The organism is Paraclostridium sordellii (assembly GCF_000953675.1).
GTDB lineage: Bacteria > Bacillota > Clostridia > Peptostreptococcales > Peptostreptococcaceae > Paraclostridium > Paraclostridium sordellii.
This window is the reverse complement of record NZ_LN679998.1, coordinates 1,661,279-1,680,435: the sequence shown is the minus strand read 5'-3', so window position 1 is coordinate 1,680,435 and position 19,157 is coordinate 1,661,279. Positions and strand designations below refer to the sequence as shown.

The 19,157-nt window shown below is 27.5% G+C and carries 19 protein-coding genes; 5 read left to right on the top strand and 14 right to left on the bottom strand.

Annotation, left to right across the window (positions count from 1 at the left end):
* Positions 1 to 3: 3 nt before the first annotated feature.
* From ATCC9714_RS08110 to nhaA, 4 genes are all read right to left on the bottom strand, one after another.
* Entirely contained in the window at positions 4 to 852 is an 849-nt protein-coding gene (locus ATCC9714_RS08110; protein WP_021126222.1) for a radical SAM protein, read from the bottom strand.
* Between the two features lie 32 nt (positions 853 to 884).
* A complete protein-coding gene (locus tag ATCC9714_RS08105; protein ID WP_021126223.1) occupies positions 885 to 1,685 on the bottom strand; it encodes an XdhC family protein in 801 nt (266 codons plus the stop codon).
* Positions 1,686 to 1,698: 13 nt separating this feature from the next.
* Entirely contained in the window at positions 1,699 to 2,499 is an 801-nt protein-coding gene (gene yqeB, locus ATCC9714_RS08100; protein ID WP_057544981.1) for a selenium-dependent molybdenum cofactor biosynthesis protein YqeB, read from the bottom strand.
* Between the two features lie 125 nt (positions 2,500 to 2,624).
* On the bottom strand, positions 2,625 to 3,737 hold the full coding sequence (nhaA, locus tag ATCC9714_RS08095) for a Na+/H+ antiporter NhaA (RefSeq protein WP_244465170.1): 1,113 nt from the start codon (positions 3,735 to 3,737) through the stop codon (positions 2,625 to 2,627).
* A 384-nt stretch (positions 3,738 to 4,121) separates the two neighbouring features.
* Here nhaA and ATCC9714_RS08090 point away from each other — a divergent pair, with 384 nt between their 5' ends.
* Positions 4,122 to 4,601, top strand: a complete 480-nt coding sequence (locus ATCC9714_RS08090; protein WP_057539517.1) for a permease — start codon at positions 4,122 to 4,124, stop codon at positions 4,599 to 4,601.
* Positions 4,601 to 5,107 (top strand): permease, encoded by a 507-nt coding sequence (locus ATCC9714_RS08085; protein ID WP_057544979.1) that lies wholly within the window; start codon positions 4,601 to 4,603, stop codon positions 5,105 to 5,107. Before ATCC9714_RS08090 ends, ATCC9714_RS08085 begins: the two co-directional genes overlap by 1 nt.
* A gap of 40 nt (positions 5,108 to 5,147) precedes the next feature.
* Here ATCC9714_RS08085 and ATCC9714_RS08080 read toward each other — a convergent pair whose 3' ends face one another.
* The gene (locus ATCC9714_RS08080; RefSeq protein WP_057544978.1) at positions 5,148 to 7,931 is read right to left on the bottom strand and encodes a calcium-translocating P-type ATPase, PMCA-type; all 2,784 of its coding nucleotides are present in this window, start codon (positions 7,929 to 7,931) and stop codon (positions 5,148 to 5,150) included.
* Between the two features lie 603 nt (positions 7,932 to 8,534).
* On the opposite strand from ATCC9714_RS08080, the gene ATCC9714_RS08075 reads away from it, so the two are divergent.
* On the top strand, positions 8,535 to 9,293 hold the full coding sequence (locus ATCC9714_RS08075; RefSeq protein WP_057544977.1) for a SagB/ThcOx family dehydrogenase: 759 nt from the start codon (positions 8,535 to 8,537) through the stop codon (positions 9,291 to 9,293).
* Positions 9,294 to 9,899: 606 nt separating this feature from the next.
* On the top strand, positions 9,900 to 10,739 hold the full coding sequence (locus ATCC9714_RS08070) for a C39 family peptidase (RefSeq protein ID WP_057574272.1): 840 nt from the start codon (positions 9,900 to 9,902) through the stop codon (positions 10,737 to 10,739).
* Positions 10,740 to 10,876: 137 nt separating this feature from the next.
* On the opposite strand, the gene ATCC9714_RS08065 is transcribed toward ATCC9714_RS08070, so the two are convergent.
* Positions 10,877 to 11,185 carry a hypothetical protein gene (locus ATCC9714_RS08065; RefSeq protein WP_021129772.1) on the bottom strand — a complete coding sequence of 103 codons (309 nt, stop codon included), beginning with the start codon at positions 11,183 to 11,185 and terminating at the stop codon, positions 10,877 to 10,879.
* A gap of 156 nt (positions 11,186 to 11,341) precedes the next feature.
* Positions 11,342 to 12,697, bottom strand: a complete 1,356-nt coding sequence (locus tag ATCC9714_RS08060) for an MATE family efflux transporter (protein WP_057544975.1) — start codon at positions 12,695 to 12,697, stop codon at positions 11,342 to 11,344.
* 82 nt (positions 12,698 to 12,779) lie between these two features.
* Here ATCC9714_RS08060 and ATCC9714_RS08055 point away from each other — a divergent pair, with 82 nt between their 5' ends.
* Positions 12,780 to 13,601 (top strand): MerR family transcriptional regulator, encoded by an 822-nt coding sequence (locus ATCC9714_RS08055; RefSeq protein ID WP_021129774.1) that lies wholly within the window; start codon positions 12,780 to 12,782, stop codon positions 13,599 to 13,601.
* Between the two features lie 210 nt (positions 13,602 to 13,811).
* Here ATCC9714_RS08055 and ATCC9714_RS08050 read toward each other — a convergent pair whose 3' ends face one another.
* The 7 genes from ATCC9714_RS08050 to ureB form a co-directional block, all read right to left on the bottom strand.
* Positions 13,812 to 14,618, bottom strand: coding sequence for an urease accessory protein UreD (locus tag ATCC9714_RS08050; RefSeq protein WP_057544974.1), 807 nt, complete (start codon positions 14,616 to 14,618; stop codon positions 13,812 to 13,814).
* A gap of 1 nt (position 14,619) precedes the next feature.
* Entirely contained in the window at positions 14,620 to 15,231 is a 612-nt protein-coding gene (gene ureG / locus ATCC9714_RS08045; RefSeq protein ID WP_021129776.1) for an urease accessory protein UreG, read from the bottom strand.
* A 17-nt stretch (positions 15,232 to 15,248) separates the two neighbouring features.
* Entirely contained in the window at positions 15,249 to 15,950 is a 702-nt protein-coding gene (locus ATCC9714_RS08040; RefSeq protein WP_021126247.1) for an urease accessory protein UreF, read from the bottom strand.
* A gap of 25 nt (positions 15,951 to 15,975) precedes the next feature.
* The gene (locus tag ATCC9714_RS08035; RefSeq protein WP_057544973.1) at positions 15,976 to 16,446 is read right to left on the bottom strand and encodes an urease accessory protein UreE; all 471 of its coding nucleotides are present in this window, start codon (positions 16,444 to 16,446) and stop codon (positions 15,976 to 15,978) included.
* Positions 16,447 to 16,496: 50 nt separating this feature from the next.
* Positions 16,497 to 16,982, bottom strand: coding sequence for an AmiS/UreI family transporter (locus ATCC9714_RS08030; RefSeq protein ID WP_021126250.1), 486 nt, complete (start codon positions 16,980 to 16,982; stop codon positions 16,497 to 16,499).
* Between the two features lie 70 nt (positions 16,983 to 17,052).
* Positions 17,053 to 18,771 (bottom strand): urease subunit alpha, encoded by a 1,719-nt coding sequence (ureC, locus tag ATCC9714_RS08025; RefSeq protein ID WP_021129778.1) that lies wholly within the window; start codon positions 18,769 to 18,771, stop codon positions 17,053 to 17,055.
* A 26-nt stretch (positions 18,772 to 18,797) separates the two neighbouring features.
* Positions 18,798 to 19,157 carry an urease subunit beta gene (gene ureB, locus ATCC9714_RS08020; RefSeq protein ID WP_021129779.1) on the bottom strand — a complete coding sequence of 120 codons (360 nt, stop codon included), beginning with the start codon at positions 19,155 to 19,157 and terminating at the stop codon, positions 18,798 to 18,800.

Here is a 19,157-nt window from a genome sequence, read left to right as displayed (position 1 = left end):
TTTTTAATTAAATGATAAATTTTTATTATCTTTTTTATATATATTTTGTCTAATAGCCTCTTTAAATAAAAGAGGTTTATTTATGTATTTTTCTATATTAATACCCAATTTAGAATGTATACAAGGCTTTAAAAATCCAAATTCGTCTAAAATAATTTCATTACACATTGTACATACACTAGAATCGTTATGAGTATCTATACTTATAATTCCTCTAGAGTCCTTAAGTTTATAATATTTATATCTTTGCCCTTTATAGTCAAGTTTATCTAAATCTTTTATATAATCAACTATATCATTCATATTTACATAAGCTTTATTGAAAAATTTTATACAATCAGGTTTTGGAACTAGTTCAGAAAAAGAAATTTCTACAGGTAATAATTTAGTTAAATTTATAAAGTCCAATATTTCATCAACATTAAAATCATTAATTACTGTACAAATTATTCTTGTATTTAGTCTTAAGTTTATGCTTTTATCCATTGTTTCTAAAACTTCATTTATATTTATATTGTGATTTAACTTCTTATACTTGTACTGCTTTAAAGACTCAAGTCTTATTCCTATATCAGTAAGACCTAAAGATTTAAGTTTATTAATTTTATCTTTAAGTCCAAATCCATCTGTTATTATTCCGATATACTCTATATTACATTTGCTTTTAAAAAACTGAATTAAATCATAAATCTTTAATTCATCGGTAGAATCCTCTACTTCTAAGTCAACTATAGTTACTCCTAGTTCTGATAAGACACTAACTACAAATTTTATATCTTCATTACTTAAATTAGAGTCTTTTTTAAGTGATATAACAAGTTTATCTATATTTCTATTATATCTATCAATCATAATTACAACACCTCTTTATAAAAAGTATATATTTACTTCTTATCTTTTCTATGAGAAAGTTCTCCTTTATTTTTTACTAACAATATTTCTGCCATTATTCCAAAAGCTATTTCATCAATATCATTAGATGATATATTAAGACCTACTGGTGAATACACTGAATTAAGTAAATTTTCATCTACACCTTCAGATAAAAGTTCAGATTTCAAAGTTCTCCATTTCTTCTTGCTTCCAATCATACCTATATAGGATACATCTTTATCTATAATCACTCTTAAAGCTTCTATATCCTTCTCATAGCCTCTAGTAGCTATAACAACATATGTATTGTCATTTAAATTAATACTTTGTAAAATTTTACCTATATCTCCTGAATAGACCTCATTTGCATCTTTAAATCTTTGTTTATTTGCAAATTCATCTCTATCGTCGACTATTATAGAGTAGAAATCTAATGTTTTTGAAATTTTATAAAGGGCTGACCCGACATGTCCTGCTCCAATTATTAAAATTTTTGGCTTAGGTTTAAAAACTTTTATATATCCTTTTATGTATCCTCCACAGTTCATAGTAACTTCCATAGATTCTGAATTTAGAGAGTATTCAAAGTTTAAATCTTCACCAGATAATAAACATTCCCTACATTTATTTATAACGCAGTGTTCAACCATTCCTCCACCAACAGACCCTAAAATAGTCTCATCTTTAAAAAAAGCCATCGTAGCTCCTTGTTTTCCGGGACTAGAACCTTTAACTTCTGTAAGTGTAACCATACAAACACTATTCCCAATTTCTAACTCTTCATATATTTTCTTTAGCATTAACTCATTCACTTTATAATTCACCTCATTTCATTAGCATAGCTTCTAACACTCCTCCAGCTATGCATCTTGCTTTATCAGATATTGTTGTACAGTTTTTTACTTCATCTATTCTTGGGTCTATATCAGCAATCTTTAAATTTTCTTTAACCATGCTATTATTTCTAATAATACCTCTTAAAACTCCATCAATAGTAGCTAATACTTCTATAGATTTATTACCCGTATTTATAGTAGCTATAACTTGGTTTTTACTTACTATTTCGCCTATTTCACAAATATTATTTATAATTCCACTTTCACTAGAATAAATAACTCTATCCTTACTTACTCCATTTATTATTCCTGGAATACCTGTATTTTTCAATGCACTTCCTTTTGTAATTACTCTACCTAAATTATGACCTCTCATAGTTTCAATTACAAAATCAACATCAAATCCTGCTGCGAAACCAGGGCCAACACCTATAGTTATAGGTGCCATATCAATAGAAGTTCCTAAATTTTTTTTTGCAAGTATAGAATCAATAACTACTTTTGGTTTAAGTTTATCTATTAAATTCCCTTTAGGATCAATAGCTACACACACTTTGTTCAATTTAAAGGATTCTATTAACTCATATTCATTTTCTATAAATCTAGCAAAAACACCTTCAATGCACACTTCTTTATTGTATATAGCTTCACTAAAGCACACCTTTCTTCTTATAGACAAAGGAGATTCTACTTCTAAAGCTAATACATTGAATCCGCATCTATTTAATTTATGAATAATACCGGTTGCTATATCTCCAGCACCTCTAACTATAACGAGATTATTAAGCATTACTTCCCCCTTACATATTTGAATCTATAATACAATTATACAATAATATATAGATATATTAATATATAATTATACAATAAAATTGGCAAAAAAAGTGGATACCTGTCTAAAGATATCCACTTTTTTTATTTATTTAATATAAAGTTTTTAGATGCTAATTTAGAATAAAATCCTGTTAAACTTGGCATTATTTCTATACACACATAAGCCAAAGTACATGATATTATTGAGGCTAATAGTATAGATGCTTTTGCTAAATTTATTACTTGTAAATTTCCTTCAAATGCTATTTCTGTTACGAATATAGACATTGTAAACCCTATACCTGCTATTAAAGAAACTAAGAATATAGAGGACCACCTAGTACCTTTTGGTTTTTCTGCAATATTAAGCTTTGTTGCTAAATATGTAAATATCATAATTCCTAAAGGCTTTCCTATGACAAGACCTAAAACTATACCACTTATTAAGTTACTTGCATTTGCTATGTCAAAGCTAATATTTAAGTCTATACCTGTATTTGAAAATGCGAATAATGGTAGTATTATTAAATTACAAATTGGAGTAAAGTAGTGTTCTACTTTATCAGAAGCCATAATGGTTTTATTATGTGAATTTGATTTCATAGGAATTATCATAGCTAGAATTACACCAGAAATAGTTGCATGTATTCCACTTAAATATAAAGCACCCCAAAGGAAAAAACCACCTACTAAGTATGATAATAAGTAATTATTTTTATTAAGTTTATTTAATAACGCTATAAAACTTACAATTAACAATGCAGCTCCTAATGCATAATAATTGAAGTTTGATGAGTATAAAATAGCTATCATAAGTATAGATAATAAATCATCTACAACTGCCAAAGATAATAAAAATACTTTTAGAGATGTATTTAATTTATTTTTAAAAATCATAAAAACGCCTACTGCAAATGCTATATCTGTAGATATTGGAATACCTACACCTGATGAATAAGGTGTTGATAAATTAAATGTGAAAAATATTATAGCTGGAAAAATGACACCTCCACATGCTGCTAAAATTGGAAAAGCTGCTTTTTTTAAATCTGAAAGATGACCATACAATATTTCTCTTTTTATTTCACATCCAACAACTAAGAAGAAAATAGCCATAAAAAAATCATTTATAATCATATGTAAATTAAAATGATCAAATAAAATAATTTCATCAAATAGATAATGATATAAATTTTTAAAAGGACTATTTGCAATTATTAAAGCAAATATAGTTGCTAAAAAAAGTAAAGTGCCTGGTAAAAGCCTCGGAATGTATAAAGCTTGTTTTTTTACTACTAGATAAGTTTGTACTACTTATGTTTTGACAATTTAAACTCATTTCTATTCCCCCCTAATTATGTTTTTATATCAAAACTCAACATTAATTCTAGTACAATACAGTCTGTATTGCTAGTAATTTACATGTGAATTATAAAACTTTCGTTTGACTTTTTTCGCTAATTTAAAACATTTTAAATAGAATTATTAATTGTCCTAAATCATTACTTTTATTATGAGTATACAAGAACTATGATTGTAAATATCACTAATAATATAAATTTTTCATAATCTAAAGTATCTAATATTAGGAGGTTTTTTATGACAACAATATTACTTTATACAACTTGCTTGTTGCTCCTTGTGATTTCATATTTTAAAAATAAGTCTAAAACTAAAGCAGCTATCTTAAAGGGATTAAAATCTTTCGAAAATATAATGCCTCAATTTCTAGCTATAGTTTTAATTATTAGTTTAATATTATCGATATTAAGTCCAGAAAAAATTTCAAGCTATATAGGCCCTAATTCAAATATATTTGGAGTATTTATTGCTTCTATATTGGGGTCAATTACTACTATGCCTACATTTGTAGCATTTTCAACAGGAGATTTATTATTAAAGTGTGGTGCAGGTTATGCTCAAGTAGCAGCTTTTATATCTACATCAACTATGGTAGGGATATTAACATTTAAGCTAGAATCAAAATTTTTAGGCAAAAAGTGTGCACTTTATAGAAATGTATTTGCCTTCCTTTTTTCATTTATAGTTGCAATTATTATAGGAGGTATATTTAATTGATGAAAATTAAATTAATTTTAAATCGATATAAAGTCTTTTTAATTTCCTTATGTTTATGCTTTATAGTTTATTTTTTAAATAGAAGCTTGTATTTTAATATAATGAATAAAAGTTATTTAAGTATTATTCAAATGTTATCAGTTCTTCCACCAATTATGATAATTCTAGGATTAATAGATGTATGGATTTCTAGAGAAAAGTTTGTAAAATATATGGGAAAAGAGTCAGGGATTTTTGGGATAATTATATCCTTTTTAATGGCTTTTTTTGCTGCAGGTCCTATGTATGCTGCTTTTCCATTTACTGAGGTATTGATAAAAAAAGGTGTTAAACTATCTAATACTTTAATTTTCTTAAATGCATGGTGTGTATCTAAATTCTCTACACTTTTATTTGAAATTAGTTCATTAGGTTTTCGCTTTACATTAATAAGATTCATAATAGATATAATAGGGATTATATTAATGGCCTATTTAATTGAATACTTTATAAATGATAAAAAGTAAAAGGAGCTATAATCTTAGCCATAGTTCCTTTTACCTTTTATTATTTATTAACTCTTCTAATATTTCTAACCATATGTCCTTGTTTTCTCATTACTCTAAGAATAAACTTAACTGCTTCATTTAAAATAAGCACCATTGATGAAAGGAGTATTATTTTTATCCACATAAAATTACTAAGTGCTACTGAATTAAAAAAGTTTCTAAAAACTTGTGTAAATAAAACTTGTACTATCCCAGTTATAAAAATTACATACAATGCCAATTTATTCTTAAAGAAATTAGGTATTACACTATTAAGTCCAAACTCACGACAACTTAAAGCATTAAACAATGCGCTAAAAGCAAAAACTGAAAATACTACAGTTCCTTGTTCTTCTGGAGAGGCATTTAACACATTGAAAAAAGATTGAAGATTTACTATTGATATTATAAGCACTGCATTTATAATTATATTTGCTAGCATATTTTTTGCTATAATACTAGCTCTTCTTTTAATTGGTTTTCTCTTAAGAACATAGTCTCTAACTGGCTCTAATCCTAAAGCCAAAGCTGGAGGTCCATCCATAATGATATTTACCCATAATAGCTGTATTGTAGTAAATGGCATTTCTGTACCCATAATTTGAGAAATTACAGCTATCATAAAAGCCACTATATTGACAGTAAGCTGAAACTGTATAAATCTTTGAAAGTTTTCATAAATACCTCTTCCCCATTTTATTCCATCAACTATAGTACTAAAACTATCATCTGTAAGTATTATATCTGATGCGTTTTTTGAAACCTCAGTTCCTGATATACCCATTGAAATTCCAACATCTGCTTTGCTTAAAGCAGGAGCATCATTTATACCATCTCCAGTAACTGCTACTACTTCTAAATTACTTTGAAGAGCTTGTACTATTCTCATCTTTGTATCAGGTTTAGACCTTGCTACAATAGAAATCTCATTTATTTCTTCTTTTAACTCTTCATCTGATAACACATCTATGTAAGTTGCATCTACTGCTTTTTTACCATCTTCCAAAAGACCTATTTCTTTTCCTATAGCCTTTGCTGTATTTATATTATCTCCTGTAAGCATTTTTACTTTTACTCCTGCATCATAGGCTATTTGAATAGATTCTTTTACTCCTTTTCTTAAAGGATCAACTATCCCAACAAAGCCTCCAAAGATTAAATCTTTGCCACTTTCATAAAATCCTAAATCTTCACTAATAGCAAGTTCATTTTCATAAGTTAGAGCAACTTGCATAGCTGATTTATCTATAGTTTTATAAGCAAAACCTAATGTTCTCATAGATTTAACTTGAAGCTTTCTAATTTCACGAAGTATATCTTTCTTCATCTGTGGTGTTAAAGCTACTACATTTGTGTCTTTTTGGATATATGCACATTTTTCTAATAAAACTTCTGGTGCTCCTTTACTTAAAAAAACGCCATTATTTTTCATATTTATCAAAGATGACATTCTCTTTTTATCAGAATTAAATGGAACTTGTGATACTAAATTAACTTCTTTTCTAAACTTATTGTAATCTTTATTTCTATGATATAAAAGCAATGCACATTCAGTTGCACTACCTATGTACTTGTAATCTTTTTCATCTTTTTCAATATCAGCAGTTGAGTTTACTATACAGTTTTCTTCAAAGTAACTATTGCTATGATAATCATTATTATCAATATATTTTCCATCTACATATGCAACTTCAACCATCATTTTATTTTGAGTTAGAGTACCAGTTTTATCAGAACAAATTATAGATACACAACCTATAGTCTCACAGGCTTCTTTTTTAGTTACTAAAGCATTTATCTTTGCCATCTTTTGCATAGTTATGGCTAGTGTAATATTTACCATAGTTGGTAAACCTTCTGGGACAGTTGCTACAATTAATGCTATACAAACCATATATGCTTCTTTTGCAGGTTCTAGTGATTTTAAAAATGGTATTATACCTGATGTATCTAACTTTATTGTCCCATTTAAATTCATTTTCATAATCATATACATACATAGAAAAAATGCTATAATTCCAGAAACAATAGCTATTCTAGCACCTAATTTTCCAAGCTTTAATTGAAGAGGAGTTTGAATATCCTCGTCACCTATATTTTGTGCTATTTTACCCATTTCTGTCTTATCCCCTATAGTTGTTACTACCATGATTCCTCTTCCATAAGCTACAAGGGTACCTCCAAATACCATATTAACTTGTTTTGCTGGTATAGTATCTTGTTCTATTATTTCGGTTTCTCCATATACTACATCCATATCTACTATCTCATCTGCATTTTTTAAGACATCTGCAGACTCACCTGTAAGCATGTCCTCTCTTAACTTTAAGTTAATGGACTGGATAAGTCTACCATCTGCAGGTATCATATTTCCACTTTCTATGTAAACAATATCTCCAGGTACTAAATCTCTTTTTGATATTTGATGTATTTTCCCATTTCTTAATACCTTGACCTCTATATTTTCAGTTAATTTTGATAGGGCTTGGGCTGCTTTTTTAGATTTACTTTCTGTTGCTGCGCCTATAGATAGTCCTAAAATTATAGCTCCTAGAATTCCAAATGCATCATGAACTTCTCCAATAAAAGCGCTTATTACTGCAGCTCCTAATAAAATTAATATCATTGGCTCCATAATACTATCACTTATCGATTCTAGTAATGATTTACCTTCTTTGATTTTAAATTCATTATAACCATACTTTTGTCTTCTGTTTTCTATATCACTATTACTTAATCCAATTTCAGGATTTACTTTTAGATATTTTAAGGTTTCATTAGTAGATTTACTGTAATATCTCATACGTTCATCCCCTTCGTAAATTTGCTTTAAAACTTATATATTTATATGTTTATAAACTTGTATATATTCCAAATTACTTTAAAATAAAAAAAGCACTGATTTGATAGCCTAAGCTTTCAAATTCAGTGCTTTTTCAAGGAGTAACATAAATTACATCCTTATCCTCTATGACTTTTATTAAATACAGTTTGCAAGTTAGCTTGTGTTCTAACCTTTGGGTATTAGAGAAAAACTATTTGCATTCTAGTAGATTGAGGAAATCTAGTAGATTCATTATATTTAATATGATATTTTAGAAATATCTAGTCACCAATCACTTCCAAAGATGCTATCAAAAGGTTAGATAAAATCTAGCTTTTGCCTAGCAAGTGATGGTAGATAATCAAATTTAATTAACTATCTGATTATATATTAACCATTACTTAAAATACTATTCATCGATTTTAAAAATTTTCATTATTTGTTTTTCATATAAATTAATTATTAAATAAGCTATAACTTTTAATATATAATGTTTACTAATTATATTTGCTTATATTGTATTTATATATGTGATATGATAGGATAAATATAAAAATTATACATTTTAATAAGGAGACATCTATGGATAAAATTTCACAAAACAGAGAGTTTTTCAAAGCGGATTTTGAAATACTAAAACAAATAAAAACTGACAAGCAAAAGGGAATACCTGCCCCTTCTTTTCAAAAAGAGTATAATTCAAATTCTGAGTTAATAGAATTGCCTTCTGTAGATAAAGACATTTTAGTTAAACCTAATATACTAGATTGTATAAATGATAGAAGAAGTGTAAGAAAGTATAGTAATGAAAAAATAACTTTAGCAGAACTTTCATATTTACTTTGGGCTACTCAAGGAATCCAAACTGTAAAAGACAAATCAAGTGCATTAAGAACAGTACCTTCTGCTGGCTGTACTCATCCTTTTGAAACATATTTAATAATAAATAATGTTGAAAATTTAAAATGTGGAGTTTATAGATATTTACCTCTAGAACATAAACTTTTACTTATAAAATCTTTAAACAATGTAGATGATGCAATAGATAAAGCAACTCCAAATCAGCCTTTTGTTCAAGGTTTTGTATCTAAAAGTGCTGTTGTATTTGCTTGGAGCTGTATTCCATATAGAAGTGAGCATAAATTTAATATAACTGCACATAAAAAAATACTTATAGATATTGGGCATGTTTGTCAAAATCTTTACATAGCTTCTGAATCTCTTAACCATGGTACTTGTGCTATTGGAATTTATGATCAAGATATAATTGATAACATGCTAGATTTAGATGGAGTAGATGAATTTGTAATTTATATGGCTTGTGTAGGTAAAAAACTATAAAACGTAAAATAATTTAAATATATTTATAAAGATAAAATAATACTTTGTTTATACAATAAAAAGCACTGATTTGATAGTCTAAGCCTTCAAATTCAGTGCTTTTTCAAGGAGTAAAATAAATTACATCCTTATCCTCTATGACTTTTATTAAATATAGTTTGCAATTAAGCCTATGTTCTAATCTTTGGGTATTATACTGAAGCTATCTGCACCCTAATAGACTGAGGAAATCTATTAAACTCAGTATATTTAATATGATATTTTTTCAAATATCTAGTCGCCATCACTTCCAAAGATACTATTAAAAAGCTTAAATATCATCAAGATTTTTAATAGTAAGTGTTGGTTGATAATTAAATTTAATTAACTATCTGATTATATATTAACCACTCCTGTAAATATTATTCCTATAATTTAAAACTTTAAAAATTTATTGATTTTCTTTTTATATAAAACTTTATATTATTAAACTCATTTTTAAAACTTAAGAAAACTTAAGATTTAATTTAAATTTGTGTAATATTTAAACTCTATAATCAATTTATAAATTAAAACTTTTTAGTTTTTCTTAAATGACAATTTTAATAAATCAAAATGGAGGTTTTTATGAATCATAATATTAACGTGTATAAAAAGAAATTTAGTATAGGAGTTGTTATAATATTATCTACTATAGTATTATTTTTAATCTATATTACTTTTTCAAAAATAAGTTTAAATAAATCTAGTAATAAATATTTTTTAATTACAAGAAATGAAATTATTAACAATTTAGAAAAACAAGCTTATTCAAATTCTAAAATCAATTCTATATTAAAAAATATAGATAAATATCCTAGTGAGCTTTTAGAATTACTAAGTAAGAATATAGAAACGGTGGATTTTGTATATGATTATCCTGATCATTTACAAAAAAATAAAAAAAGTATTTCTATAAAAGATTATTATAAATCTGGTGAAATTCCATTATTTTTACAATGGGATGAAAAATGGGGATATGATAAATATGGAGATGACTATATAGCTGTTGCTGGTTGTGCTCCAACCTCTTTATCAATGGTTGCTGTTGGACTTACTGGAAATACTGATATTAATCCATTAGTTGTTAGTAATTATGCCTATGATAATGGGTTTTATGTCGAAGGGGTAGGTTCTAGCTGGAGCCTAATATCTACAGGTGCTAGACACTTTGGTTTAGATAGTCAAGAATTATCTTTAAGTAAGTCTTCTATTTTATCAACATTAGAAGCTGGTAATCCAATTATTGTAACAGTTGGTCCTGATACTTTTACTTCAACAGGTCATTTTCTTGTATTGACTGGTTTAACTAGTGATGGGAAAATAAAAATCAATGATCCAAACAGTAAATATAACTCTTCAAAATCTTGGGATGTTGATGTATTTCTTAAAGAAACAAGGAATCTATGGAAAATTAGTAAATTGTAAATTACATAATACTATAAACTTTAAAAATATAAGAAAACTAGCTAATGGAATATACTATTTCAACTAGCTAGTTTTTTTATTTATTATAGTAAAGTTGAATTAGTTATAACTTAAAGATTATATTTTATGATACTAATTTAAAAATAATCATTTTCAATTCCTTCTTTATATTTCTGTTCTCTATATTGTCTATTGTAAGCAGTATTTTTAAATTCATTAATCTTATTAAAATCAAAAAAATTTTCCTTAAGTTCTGCTCCACCCGTTATAGATATAATTCCACAGTTTTTTACTTCACCAGAATCAGATAGCTCTACATAATAAGATTTAAGGTCATCTTTAATAGCGCTCATGTACTCTTCTACTCTTGGGATATAGTATTTAAAATTATGCTTTTCTAAAAACTCTACAACTTCTTCTCTAGTATTAAAAGTATATTTTCTCATAAACTTCTCCTTTTTTAATTATGTATATATTTTACCAAGTTTTATAATTTAATATACTTATAACCTGATTATACTATAATTTCATATAAAAAGCTCTCACCTACACCTTAGTATAAGTAAGAGCAATAATTTAAAATTATTCAATTGAAATATATATTATGCTAAATTTAAACTTTCATCTTTTTTGCCATACATATAGATTTTTTTATATCTATTTATAAATACCATAGAAATTATAAACGTTGTGAACTCAGCAAATGGAACAACCATCCATACACCATTTACACCTAAAAAGCTTGGTAAAGTTATAATACCTATAGTAAATAGTATAAACGTTCTAAGAATAGAAAGCATTGCAGATATCTTACCATTTGAAAATGCCGTAAACATTCCAGAAGTAAAAATATTTATGCCAACAACTAAGAAATTAAATGAAAATATCATAAATCCATTGAAAGTTATATCATATAATTCAGTTCCTTTTGATGAAAACATACTTATTATAATATTTGAAAAAGACCTGGATGATATAAAGATAAAAACTGCAAATACAGATACAATCGTAAAGCTATATTTTACTATTTTTCTTAACTGTTCATCATCCTTACTACCATAATTATAGCTTATACGAGGTGATACACCTGAAGTAAATCCTATATAAGCTGAGTTTAATAAAAACTGAACATAAATTATTATTGTTATAGAAGCTACACCATCTTCACCTAAAAACTTAAGCATTGCTGCATTATATAAAAATGTTGTAACTGCACCTGACATTTGAGTTACCATTTCACTAGATCCATTCATACAGCTATCTAAAATCAATTTCATATTAAATTTAGGCTTTATAAAGCATAAGACATTACTTTTTCTTAAAAAATAAATAACTCCAACCATTGCAGGAAGTGCATAGCTTATACAAGTAGCAAGTGCTGCTCCTAATGCTCCCATTTTAAATTCAACTATAAATAAATAGTCTAAAATAATATTTATTATACCTCCTGATACTGAACTTATAAGACCTAATTTTGGCACTCCTGCTGTAACTAAGAAATAATCAAAAAACAGTTTTGATATCATAACAGGTGCAAAAATTAAAAATACAACTAAATAATCATAACAATTTTTATATAAACTATCAGTTGCTCCTAAAGCGTAAATTATATCCTTTATAAATATAATAGATAATACCGCTACTATCAATCCAGTTGTTAATGCACTTAATGTAATAAGGGTAAAAGTTTCTTTAGCTTCTTGATTTTTTCCTTCCCCCATAAATTTTGCTACAATGGCATTTCCCCCAGTTGCAAACATTACACTTATACCTATTAAAATATTTATTACAGGGTAAACAATATTAGTTGCAGATAATGCATTTGCCCCAACATATCTAGATACAAAAATTCCATCTATGATTGTACTCAACGAGAAAAATACCATCATAACAACTGTTGGAAATGTATATTTAATTAAAGATGTCAAGCTTATCTTATTTTCTAATGAATTACTCATCATTACCTCCTTGATATATTTATTTCACTAATATATAATAAAGTATCCTGTTACAGGATAGTCAATAAGGAGAATAATAAAAATGAGTATAAATGAAAAAAGATATTTTTCTACAGGAGAATTTGCTAAGCTATTTAAAATAAATAAAAAAACTTTATTTCACTATGACGAAATAGGACTTTTTAAACCTGAGAAAGTAGAAGATAATGGCTATAGATACTATTCTGAGTATCAGTTAGATTTATTTAGTGTTATATATACTTTAAAAGAAATAGGTATGCCTCTTAAAGATATTAAAAATTTAATGGATAATAGAAATCCAGAAAGAATCTTAAATCTTTTTAGAAATAAATATGAAGAAATCGAAAAAGAAATAAATAGTTTAAGAAGAAAACAAGAAATACTTTTTAATAAAATTAACCTTATTAAAGAAGGTGAAAGTTTTAATACTGATATAATAGTTGAAGAACAAGATGAAGAGTATCTACTACTTAGTAAGCCAGTAAACATTAGTTATGATTCCTATGATTTAAATTGTTATCTGGATCATCTAGATTATTGTTATAAAAATGATTTATACATAGGCTACCCACTAGGCATTATTATAAGCCGTTATAAATTACATAAAAAGGATTATACTGGCTATGATTATTACTATACTAAGGTTAATAGAGATGATTCTAATGAAAATATAATTGTAAAGCCTAAGGGACTATACGCAGTTGGATATATTAAAGGGTATTTTGATAAAACACCAATTTTATATAAAAAATTGGTGAAATTTATTGAAGCTAATGATTTATGTATAATTGGTGATTCTTATTCAGATGTAATATTTGATGAGGTAGTAAGTAAAAATAACGATGATTTTATTATAAAAATATCTATACAAGTAAATTATTAAAGCTATGGAATCACAATTGTGGATCCATAGCTTTAATAATAATTTATAATATATCGCTTTAAATCTTATAATTTCGGTATTTTTATGATTCTTATTTTAACTTACTGTTTCCTAGCGTAGTGGTTTATACATTTAGAATGTATTTTTAATTGCTAGATGCTAGTTGCTATTTTAGAATAAAATAAACTTTATTTATTTGGTATATCAGATTTAGTATATATTTTCAAAAATTTCACTTATCTCTTCACTTACACTTATAAGCTTCTGTGCACTATATCCAAAAACTTTTATACTTATATCCTTACTTTGAGTTAAGGTAGCACCTCCATTTATATCTTCATTATTTTCTATAATGACTCTTACTAAATCTAATTTTTCAATAGGATCACCAAAGTTACATATTAACATATTTGCTAAATGGCTATATCCTTCAAACATACCGAAATTACTTAAATCTATAATAGAAGAATCATAAAAAGTATTATCAATATAAACTAATTTATCACAGCATTTTACCTCAGTGTAGGATTTATAATATTTATATTCAAAGCTTTCACCAAAAGCAACTCTTCCACAACTTATAATATCTATAAGTATAAGTCTTGATGACTTATCTTTTAAGGTTATGCTCATATTACTATTAAAAGCAGAGTCCTTAAAAGGAATCGTTGGAAGAGGTTTATACTTTAACAAACTATTACTTCCAACAATAATATTACATTTTCTATGTGCATCTCCTTCTTCCATTTTATGAATTTTTTCATAAGACTGAGATGTAACTTCTATATTTGTGTTATCCTCTACAGTTATATTATATTCCTGTATGTCCCCTGCCATAATACCAGCTGATGAAGACATAATAATAACTTTTATAGAATTATCCTCTTTGTAAAAGGGTTGTGATACTTTAAATGGTGCAGTAAAGTAAATATCATCAAGTATAGTTTTCCCATACTTATTTAATGTCGTTATGTTTACTTTTGAAGTTTTTATATACTTATTGCTTATACAGTTCATACTACTTTAGTCCCTCAAGTAAAACATTACTTTTTATCCAGTCTACTATTTTATCAACACCTTCTAAACCTCTTATATTTGTAAACATAAAAGGTTTCTCTTTTCTCATTTTTCTCGAATCCCTATCCATAACTGATAAATCAGCTCCAACGTATGGAGCTAGGTCAATTTTATTTATTACTAATAAGTCGGAGCGAGTAATGCCGGGTCCACCTTTTCTAGGTATTTTATCTCCTTCTGCAACATCTATTACAAAAATAGTTGCATCTGATAACTCTGGACTAAATGTAGCTGATAAATTATCTCCACCACTTTCAATAAATATAATATCTAAATCTGGAAATTTTTCAGATAATTCATCTACAGCTTCCAAGTTCATAGATGCATCTTCACGAATTGCTGTATGGGGACATCCTCCAGTCTCAACCCCTATTATTCTCTCTCTTGGAAGTATACTATTTTTTGATAAAAACTCAGCATCTTCCTTTGTATATATATCGTTAGTTATAACGCCTATACTGTATTCCTTACTCATAAGTCTTATCAAACATTCTATTAATGCAGTTTTCCCTGAACCTACTGGACCTGCTACTCCTATTTTTACATATGACATATTAAATATCCTCCCTATTATGACATGTATAATCTTGAATAAAGTGTTTCATGTTGCATACACCTAATATCAAAACCTGGTGTTGATATACATAAGTCTTTTAATGTAAGACTTGGTAGTATACTAAGTATCTCTTCAAATATTTCATAACTTTTGTATAATAATCTTTGACCATGTGTTTGGCTAAGTGGAATAGATTTTACACAAGTAGTAATAGTCGATGATGTATATGAATATAAAAATCCTTCTATAGCCTTCATCTTTTCTATTCCTACTGCTGAACAAAATACTCCATATGCCACCGCATGAGTTGGTTGTATTTCTTTGCTGGCTTTTATATAATTGTTAAATATTTGACTCTTAGTATTTATTTCTATTGCTTCTACGGTTTTAATAAATCTAGATCCTAGCTTCTGGGATGCTAATCTTATTTCGCTAGGTATTTTGCTAGCATTTATTATTTCTTCAAGTCTAATTATTTCATTTGATTTATTATCCTCAGCATAATCATAAGCTAAGGATATAGATAAAAGCTCAGTATATAGAATATTAGTTTTTAAGTTACATCTAAGATATTTAAAAACTGTATCTATGTCTTTTACTATATTTTTTTGTATATAAGTTTCTAATCCATAAGAGTGACTATAAGCACCTATTGGAAATAAAGCATCATTAATTTGTAATAAAAGAAATATATTCTTATCTATAGTCTTATTCATATTTATTCACCTCAAAGATTAAACCTTAATGGTGATGGTTGTTAATAGATGATGAAATACTTTTTTCAAAATCAAATTTCACTTCTTTTTCTTCAACTGATACTCCTAACTTTTCTAGCATAATTTTCATAGGCTCATCAAATATTGTTATAAATTGATTATCAGTTTCTCCTCTAAATAAAGTAGCATGTTTATTTCCAATTTCATAACACACCTTAGGTATTAAGGTAGGATTATCTACATTGATTACTAAAGATTTTGTATGAGGTATGTTTACTGCGATTATAGTATCCTCATTTATTCCTAATATATCTCCTTGTCTAAGGCCTCTAGTTAATATATCATTGTCTAATTTAATACCTACTTCTAAACCATTTCTGCTAATTTTTTTATGTAACTTTTTAAAGGCTTCATGCCACTCTATATCAATATAATCTACTTTTTTACCTGTAAACTTTGTATCACTTATTTTCCCTATCACTTTTTCTACTAACATATCTAATTTTCCTCCTTTTTATATAAAACCTTATATTAAATCAAAAATTCTTAATTCCATATATTTAAAATCATTAATAATCCTGGAATCCAACCTGTAAATATACCCTCAAATATAGATAAGTAAGGTACATATTTTTCTAGATTCTTCTTACAGACATTTTCTAAAAATCCTGTAAACCATAGAATTCCCCATAGTAGCCATATTGTAGTCATCTTCCAGTCTCCATTATTATAATCAACAATTGCAAATGGAACTGTATTTATTGCAACAAATAAGCTATACCAGCCAAAAGGTCTTTGGTCTAATTTATAAATTCCATTTATTGCAACAAATAAATATGTAAATCCAAATAATAGTCCTGTTCCTGCTGAATAGTAATCTCCTTTTACGAGTGAAATAATATTTATCACTATTGATAGAAGACCTGTAAATATATTCATTATAGAAGAAGACTTTCCATCTATCTTATAAAGTCTTGTTATCCCGTTATTTATAAGTACCATACCTACATACAATAAACAAACCCCTAGCATATACATCCACCTTCCTGTATATAAATTTTTTTAAAAATTAAATCATAGATAGACCTATTAGTTTTACTTTTTAAAATAAGTTATATAACTGTGCTAAAGGTAGTTTTTCTGCTGGTTCGCATGTTAAAAGTATACCATCTGCTTTAACAGTATAACTTTCAGGATCAACCGTAATCTCTGGTGTAGCATTATTTAATACCATATCCTTTTTACCTATATTTCTACAATTTTCAACCGGTAAAATTTTCTTTTGTAGATTTAATTTCTCTTTAACGCCATTTTCATATGCATCCTTTGATACAAAGGTAATGCATGTATCGTATTTTGCACTTCCATGAGCTCCAAACATAGATCTATACATAATTGGCTCTGGTGTTGGTATAGAAGCGCCAGGATCACCCATTTTAGCTTCAATTATCATTCCACCTTTAAGTATTATATCTGGCTTAATTCCAAAGAAAGCAGGATTCCAAATAACTAAATCTGCAAATTTACCTTCTTCAACTGATCCTACATAATTTGATATACCATGGGCAATAGCTGGATTTATAGTATATTTGGCTATATATCTTTTAACTCTATAATTATCATTTTCCTTATTATCTTCAGATAAATGTCCACGTTGATTCTTCATTTTATGTGCAGATTGCCAAGTACGAGTTATGACTTCACCAACTCTGCCCATTGCTTGAGAATCAGAACTCATAATACTGAATACTCCTAAATCTTGTAGTATATCCTCTGCTGCTATTGTTTCTGGACGTATTCTTGAATCTGCAAATGCTACATCTTCTTCTATTTTTTTGTCTAAATGATGGCATACCATTAGCATATCTAAATGTTCATCTATTGTATTTAATGTATAAGGCATAGTTGGATTTGTTGAGGCTGGCAATATGTTGCCATATGATGCTGCTTTTATTATATCCGGTGAATGTCCACCACCCGCACCTTCTGTATGGAACGTGTGTATAGTTCTTCCGGCTATTGCATTCATTGTGTCCTCTATACATCCCCCTTCATTAAGGGTATCTGTATGTATAGCGACTTGAATATCATATTTATCAGCAACTGTGAGACATGTATCTATTACTTTTGGAGTGGCTCCCCAGTCTTCATGTATTTTAAGACCTATTATTCCTGATTTGATTTGTTCTATTAAAGGTTCTTCGCTTGAACAGTTTCCCTTTCCAAATAAACCTATATTCATAGGATATTCTTCAGATGCTTTAAGCATTTTTTCTATATTCCAAGGACCTGGAGTGCAGGTAGTTGCATTACTTCCATCAGCTGGACCAGTTCCTCCTCCTATCATTGTGGTTATACCACTACATAGTGCAGTATTTACTTGTTGTGGTGATATGAAATGAATATGTGTATCAATTCCACCAGCAGTAACTATAAGTCCTTCTGCTGAAATTGCTTCTGTAGATGCACCAACTATCATATTTTCATTTACACCATCCATAATATCTGGATTTCCTGATTTTCCTATTCCAACTATATTCCCATTTTTTATTCCTATATCAGCTTTAAATATTCCTGTACTATCAACTATAAGTGCATTTGTTATAACTAAATCTAGTGCCCCTTCTTCACTATTAATATGAACACATTGGCCCATACCATCTCTTAAGGTTTTTCCTCCACCAAACTTTATTTCATCTCCATAAACAGTATAGTCTTTCTCAACTTCTATAATTAAATCTGTATCAGCAAGTCTGATTTTATCTCCAGTTGTAGGCCCAAACATACTTGCATATTTTTTACCAGACATTTTATAAGACATTTATTTCTCCTCCTTGTTTAAATTAATTATAAGAAATATTTAAAACTTTCGAATTCTAAGGCTTTTTTTAGATTATCATCATTGACTTGTCCTTCTGTTAATCCATTAAATCCAAATGCTTTTTTGTTTCCACCTAATTCAACTAAATCGACTTCTTTTCTTTCTCCTGGTTCAAATCTAATTGATGTTCCTGAAGGTATGTTTAATCTCATTCCAAATGAACTTTTCCTATTAAATTTTAACAGTTTATTTACTTCGAAAAAATGAAAATGGGAACCTACTTGAATTGGTCTATCTCCAGCATTTTCAACTTTAATAGTTAATATTTTTTTACCTTCATTTAAAATAATTTCTCTATCTTTCGTAATGATTTCTCCTGGTATCAT

Coding starts and splice junctions, on each gene's coding strand:
- ureG (WP_021129776.1), bottom strand. CDS start 15,231: ATGTCATATGTAAAAATAGGAGTAGCAGGTCCAGTAGGTTCAGGGAAA.
- ATCC9714_RS08030 (WP_021126250.1), bottom strand. CDS start 16,982: ATGCTAGGGGTTTGTTTATTGTATGTAGGTATGGTACTTATAAATAAC.
- ureB (WP_021129779.1), bottom strand. CDS start 19,157: ATGATACCAGGAGAAATCATTACGAAAGATAGAGAAATTATTTTAAAT.
- ATCC9714_RS08040 (WP_021126247.1), bottom strand. CDS start 15,950: ATGAATAAGACTATAGATAAGAATATATTTCTTTTATTACAAATTAAT.
- ATCC9714_RS08080 (WP_057544978.1), bottom strand. CDS start 7,931: ATGAGATATTACAGTAAATCTACTAATGAAACCTTAAAATATCTAAAA.
- ATCC9714_RS08060 (WP_057544975.1), bottom strand. CDS start 12,697: ATGAGTAATTCATTAGAAAATAAGATAAGCTTGACATCTTTAATTAAA.
- ATCC9714_RS08065 (WP_021129772.1), bottom strand. CDS start 11,185: ATGAGAAAATATACTTTTAATACTAGAGAAGAAGTTGTAGAGTTTTTA.
- ATCC9714_RS08075 (WP_057544977.1), top strand. CDS start 8,535: ATGGATAAAATTTCACAAAACAGAGAGTTTTTCAAAGCGGATTTTGAA.
- ATCC9714_RS08050 (WP_057544974.1), bottom strand. CDS start 14,618: ATGAACTGTATAAGCAATAAGTATATAAAAACTTCAAAAGTAAACATA.
- ATCC9714_RS08090 (WP_057539517.1), top strand. CDS start 4,122: ATGACAACAATATTACTTTATACAACTTGCTTGTTGCTCCTTGTGATT.
- ureC (WP_021129778.1), bottom strand. CDS start 18,771: ATGTCTTATAAAATGTCTGGTAAAAAATATGCAAGTATGTTTGGGCCT.
- ATCC9714_RS08055 (WP_021129774.1), top strand. CDS start 12,780: ATGAGTATAAATGAAAAAAGATATTTTTCTACAGGAGAATTTGCTAAG.
- ATCC9714_RS08035 (WP_057544973.1), bottom strand. CDS start 16,446: ATGTTAGTAGAAAAAGTGATAGGGAAAATAAGTGATACAAAGTTTACA.
- ATCC9714_RS08070 (WP_057574272.1), top strand. CDS start 9,900: ATGAATCATAATATTAACGTGTATAAAAAGAAATTTAGTATAGGAGTT.
- yqeB (WP_057544981.1), bottom strand. CDS start 2,499: ATGCTTAATAATCTCGTTATAGTTAGAGGTGCTGGAGATATAGCAACC.
- ATCC9714_RS08110 (WP_021126222.1), bottom strand. CDS start 852: ATGATTGATAGATATAATAGAAATATAGATAAACTTGTTATATCACTT.
- ATCC9714_RS08085 (WP_057544979.1), top strand. CDS start 4,601: ATGAAAATTAAATTAATTTTAAATCGATATAAAGTCTTTTTAATTTCC.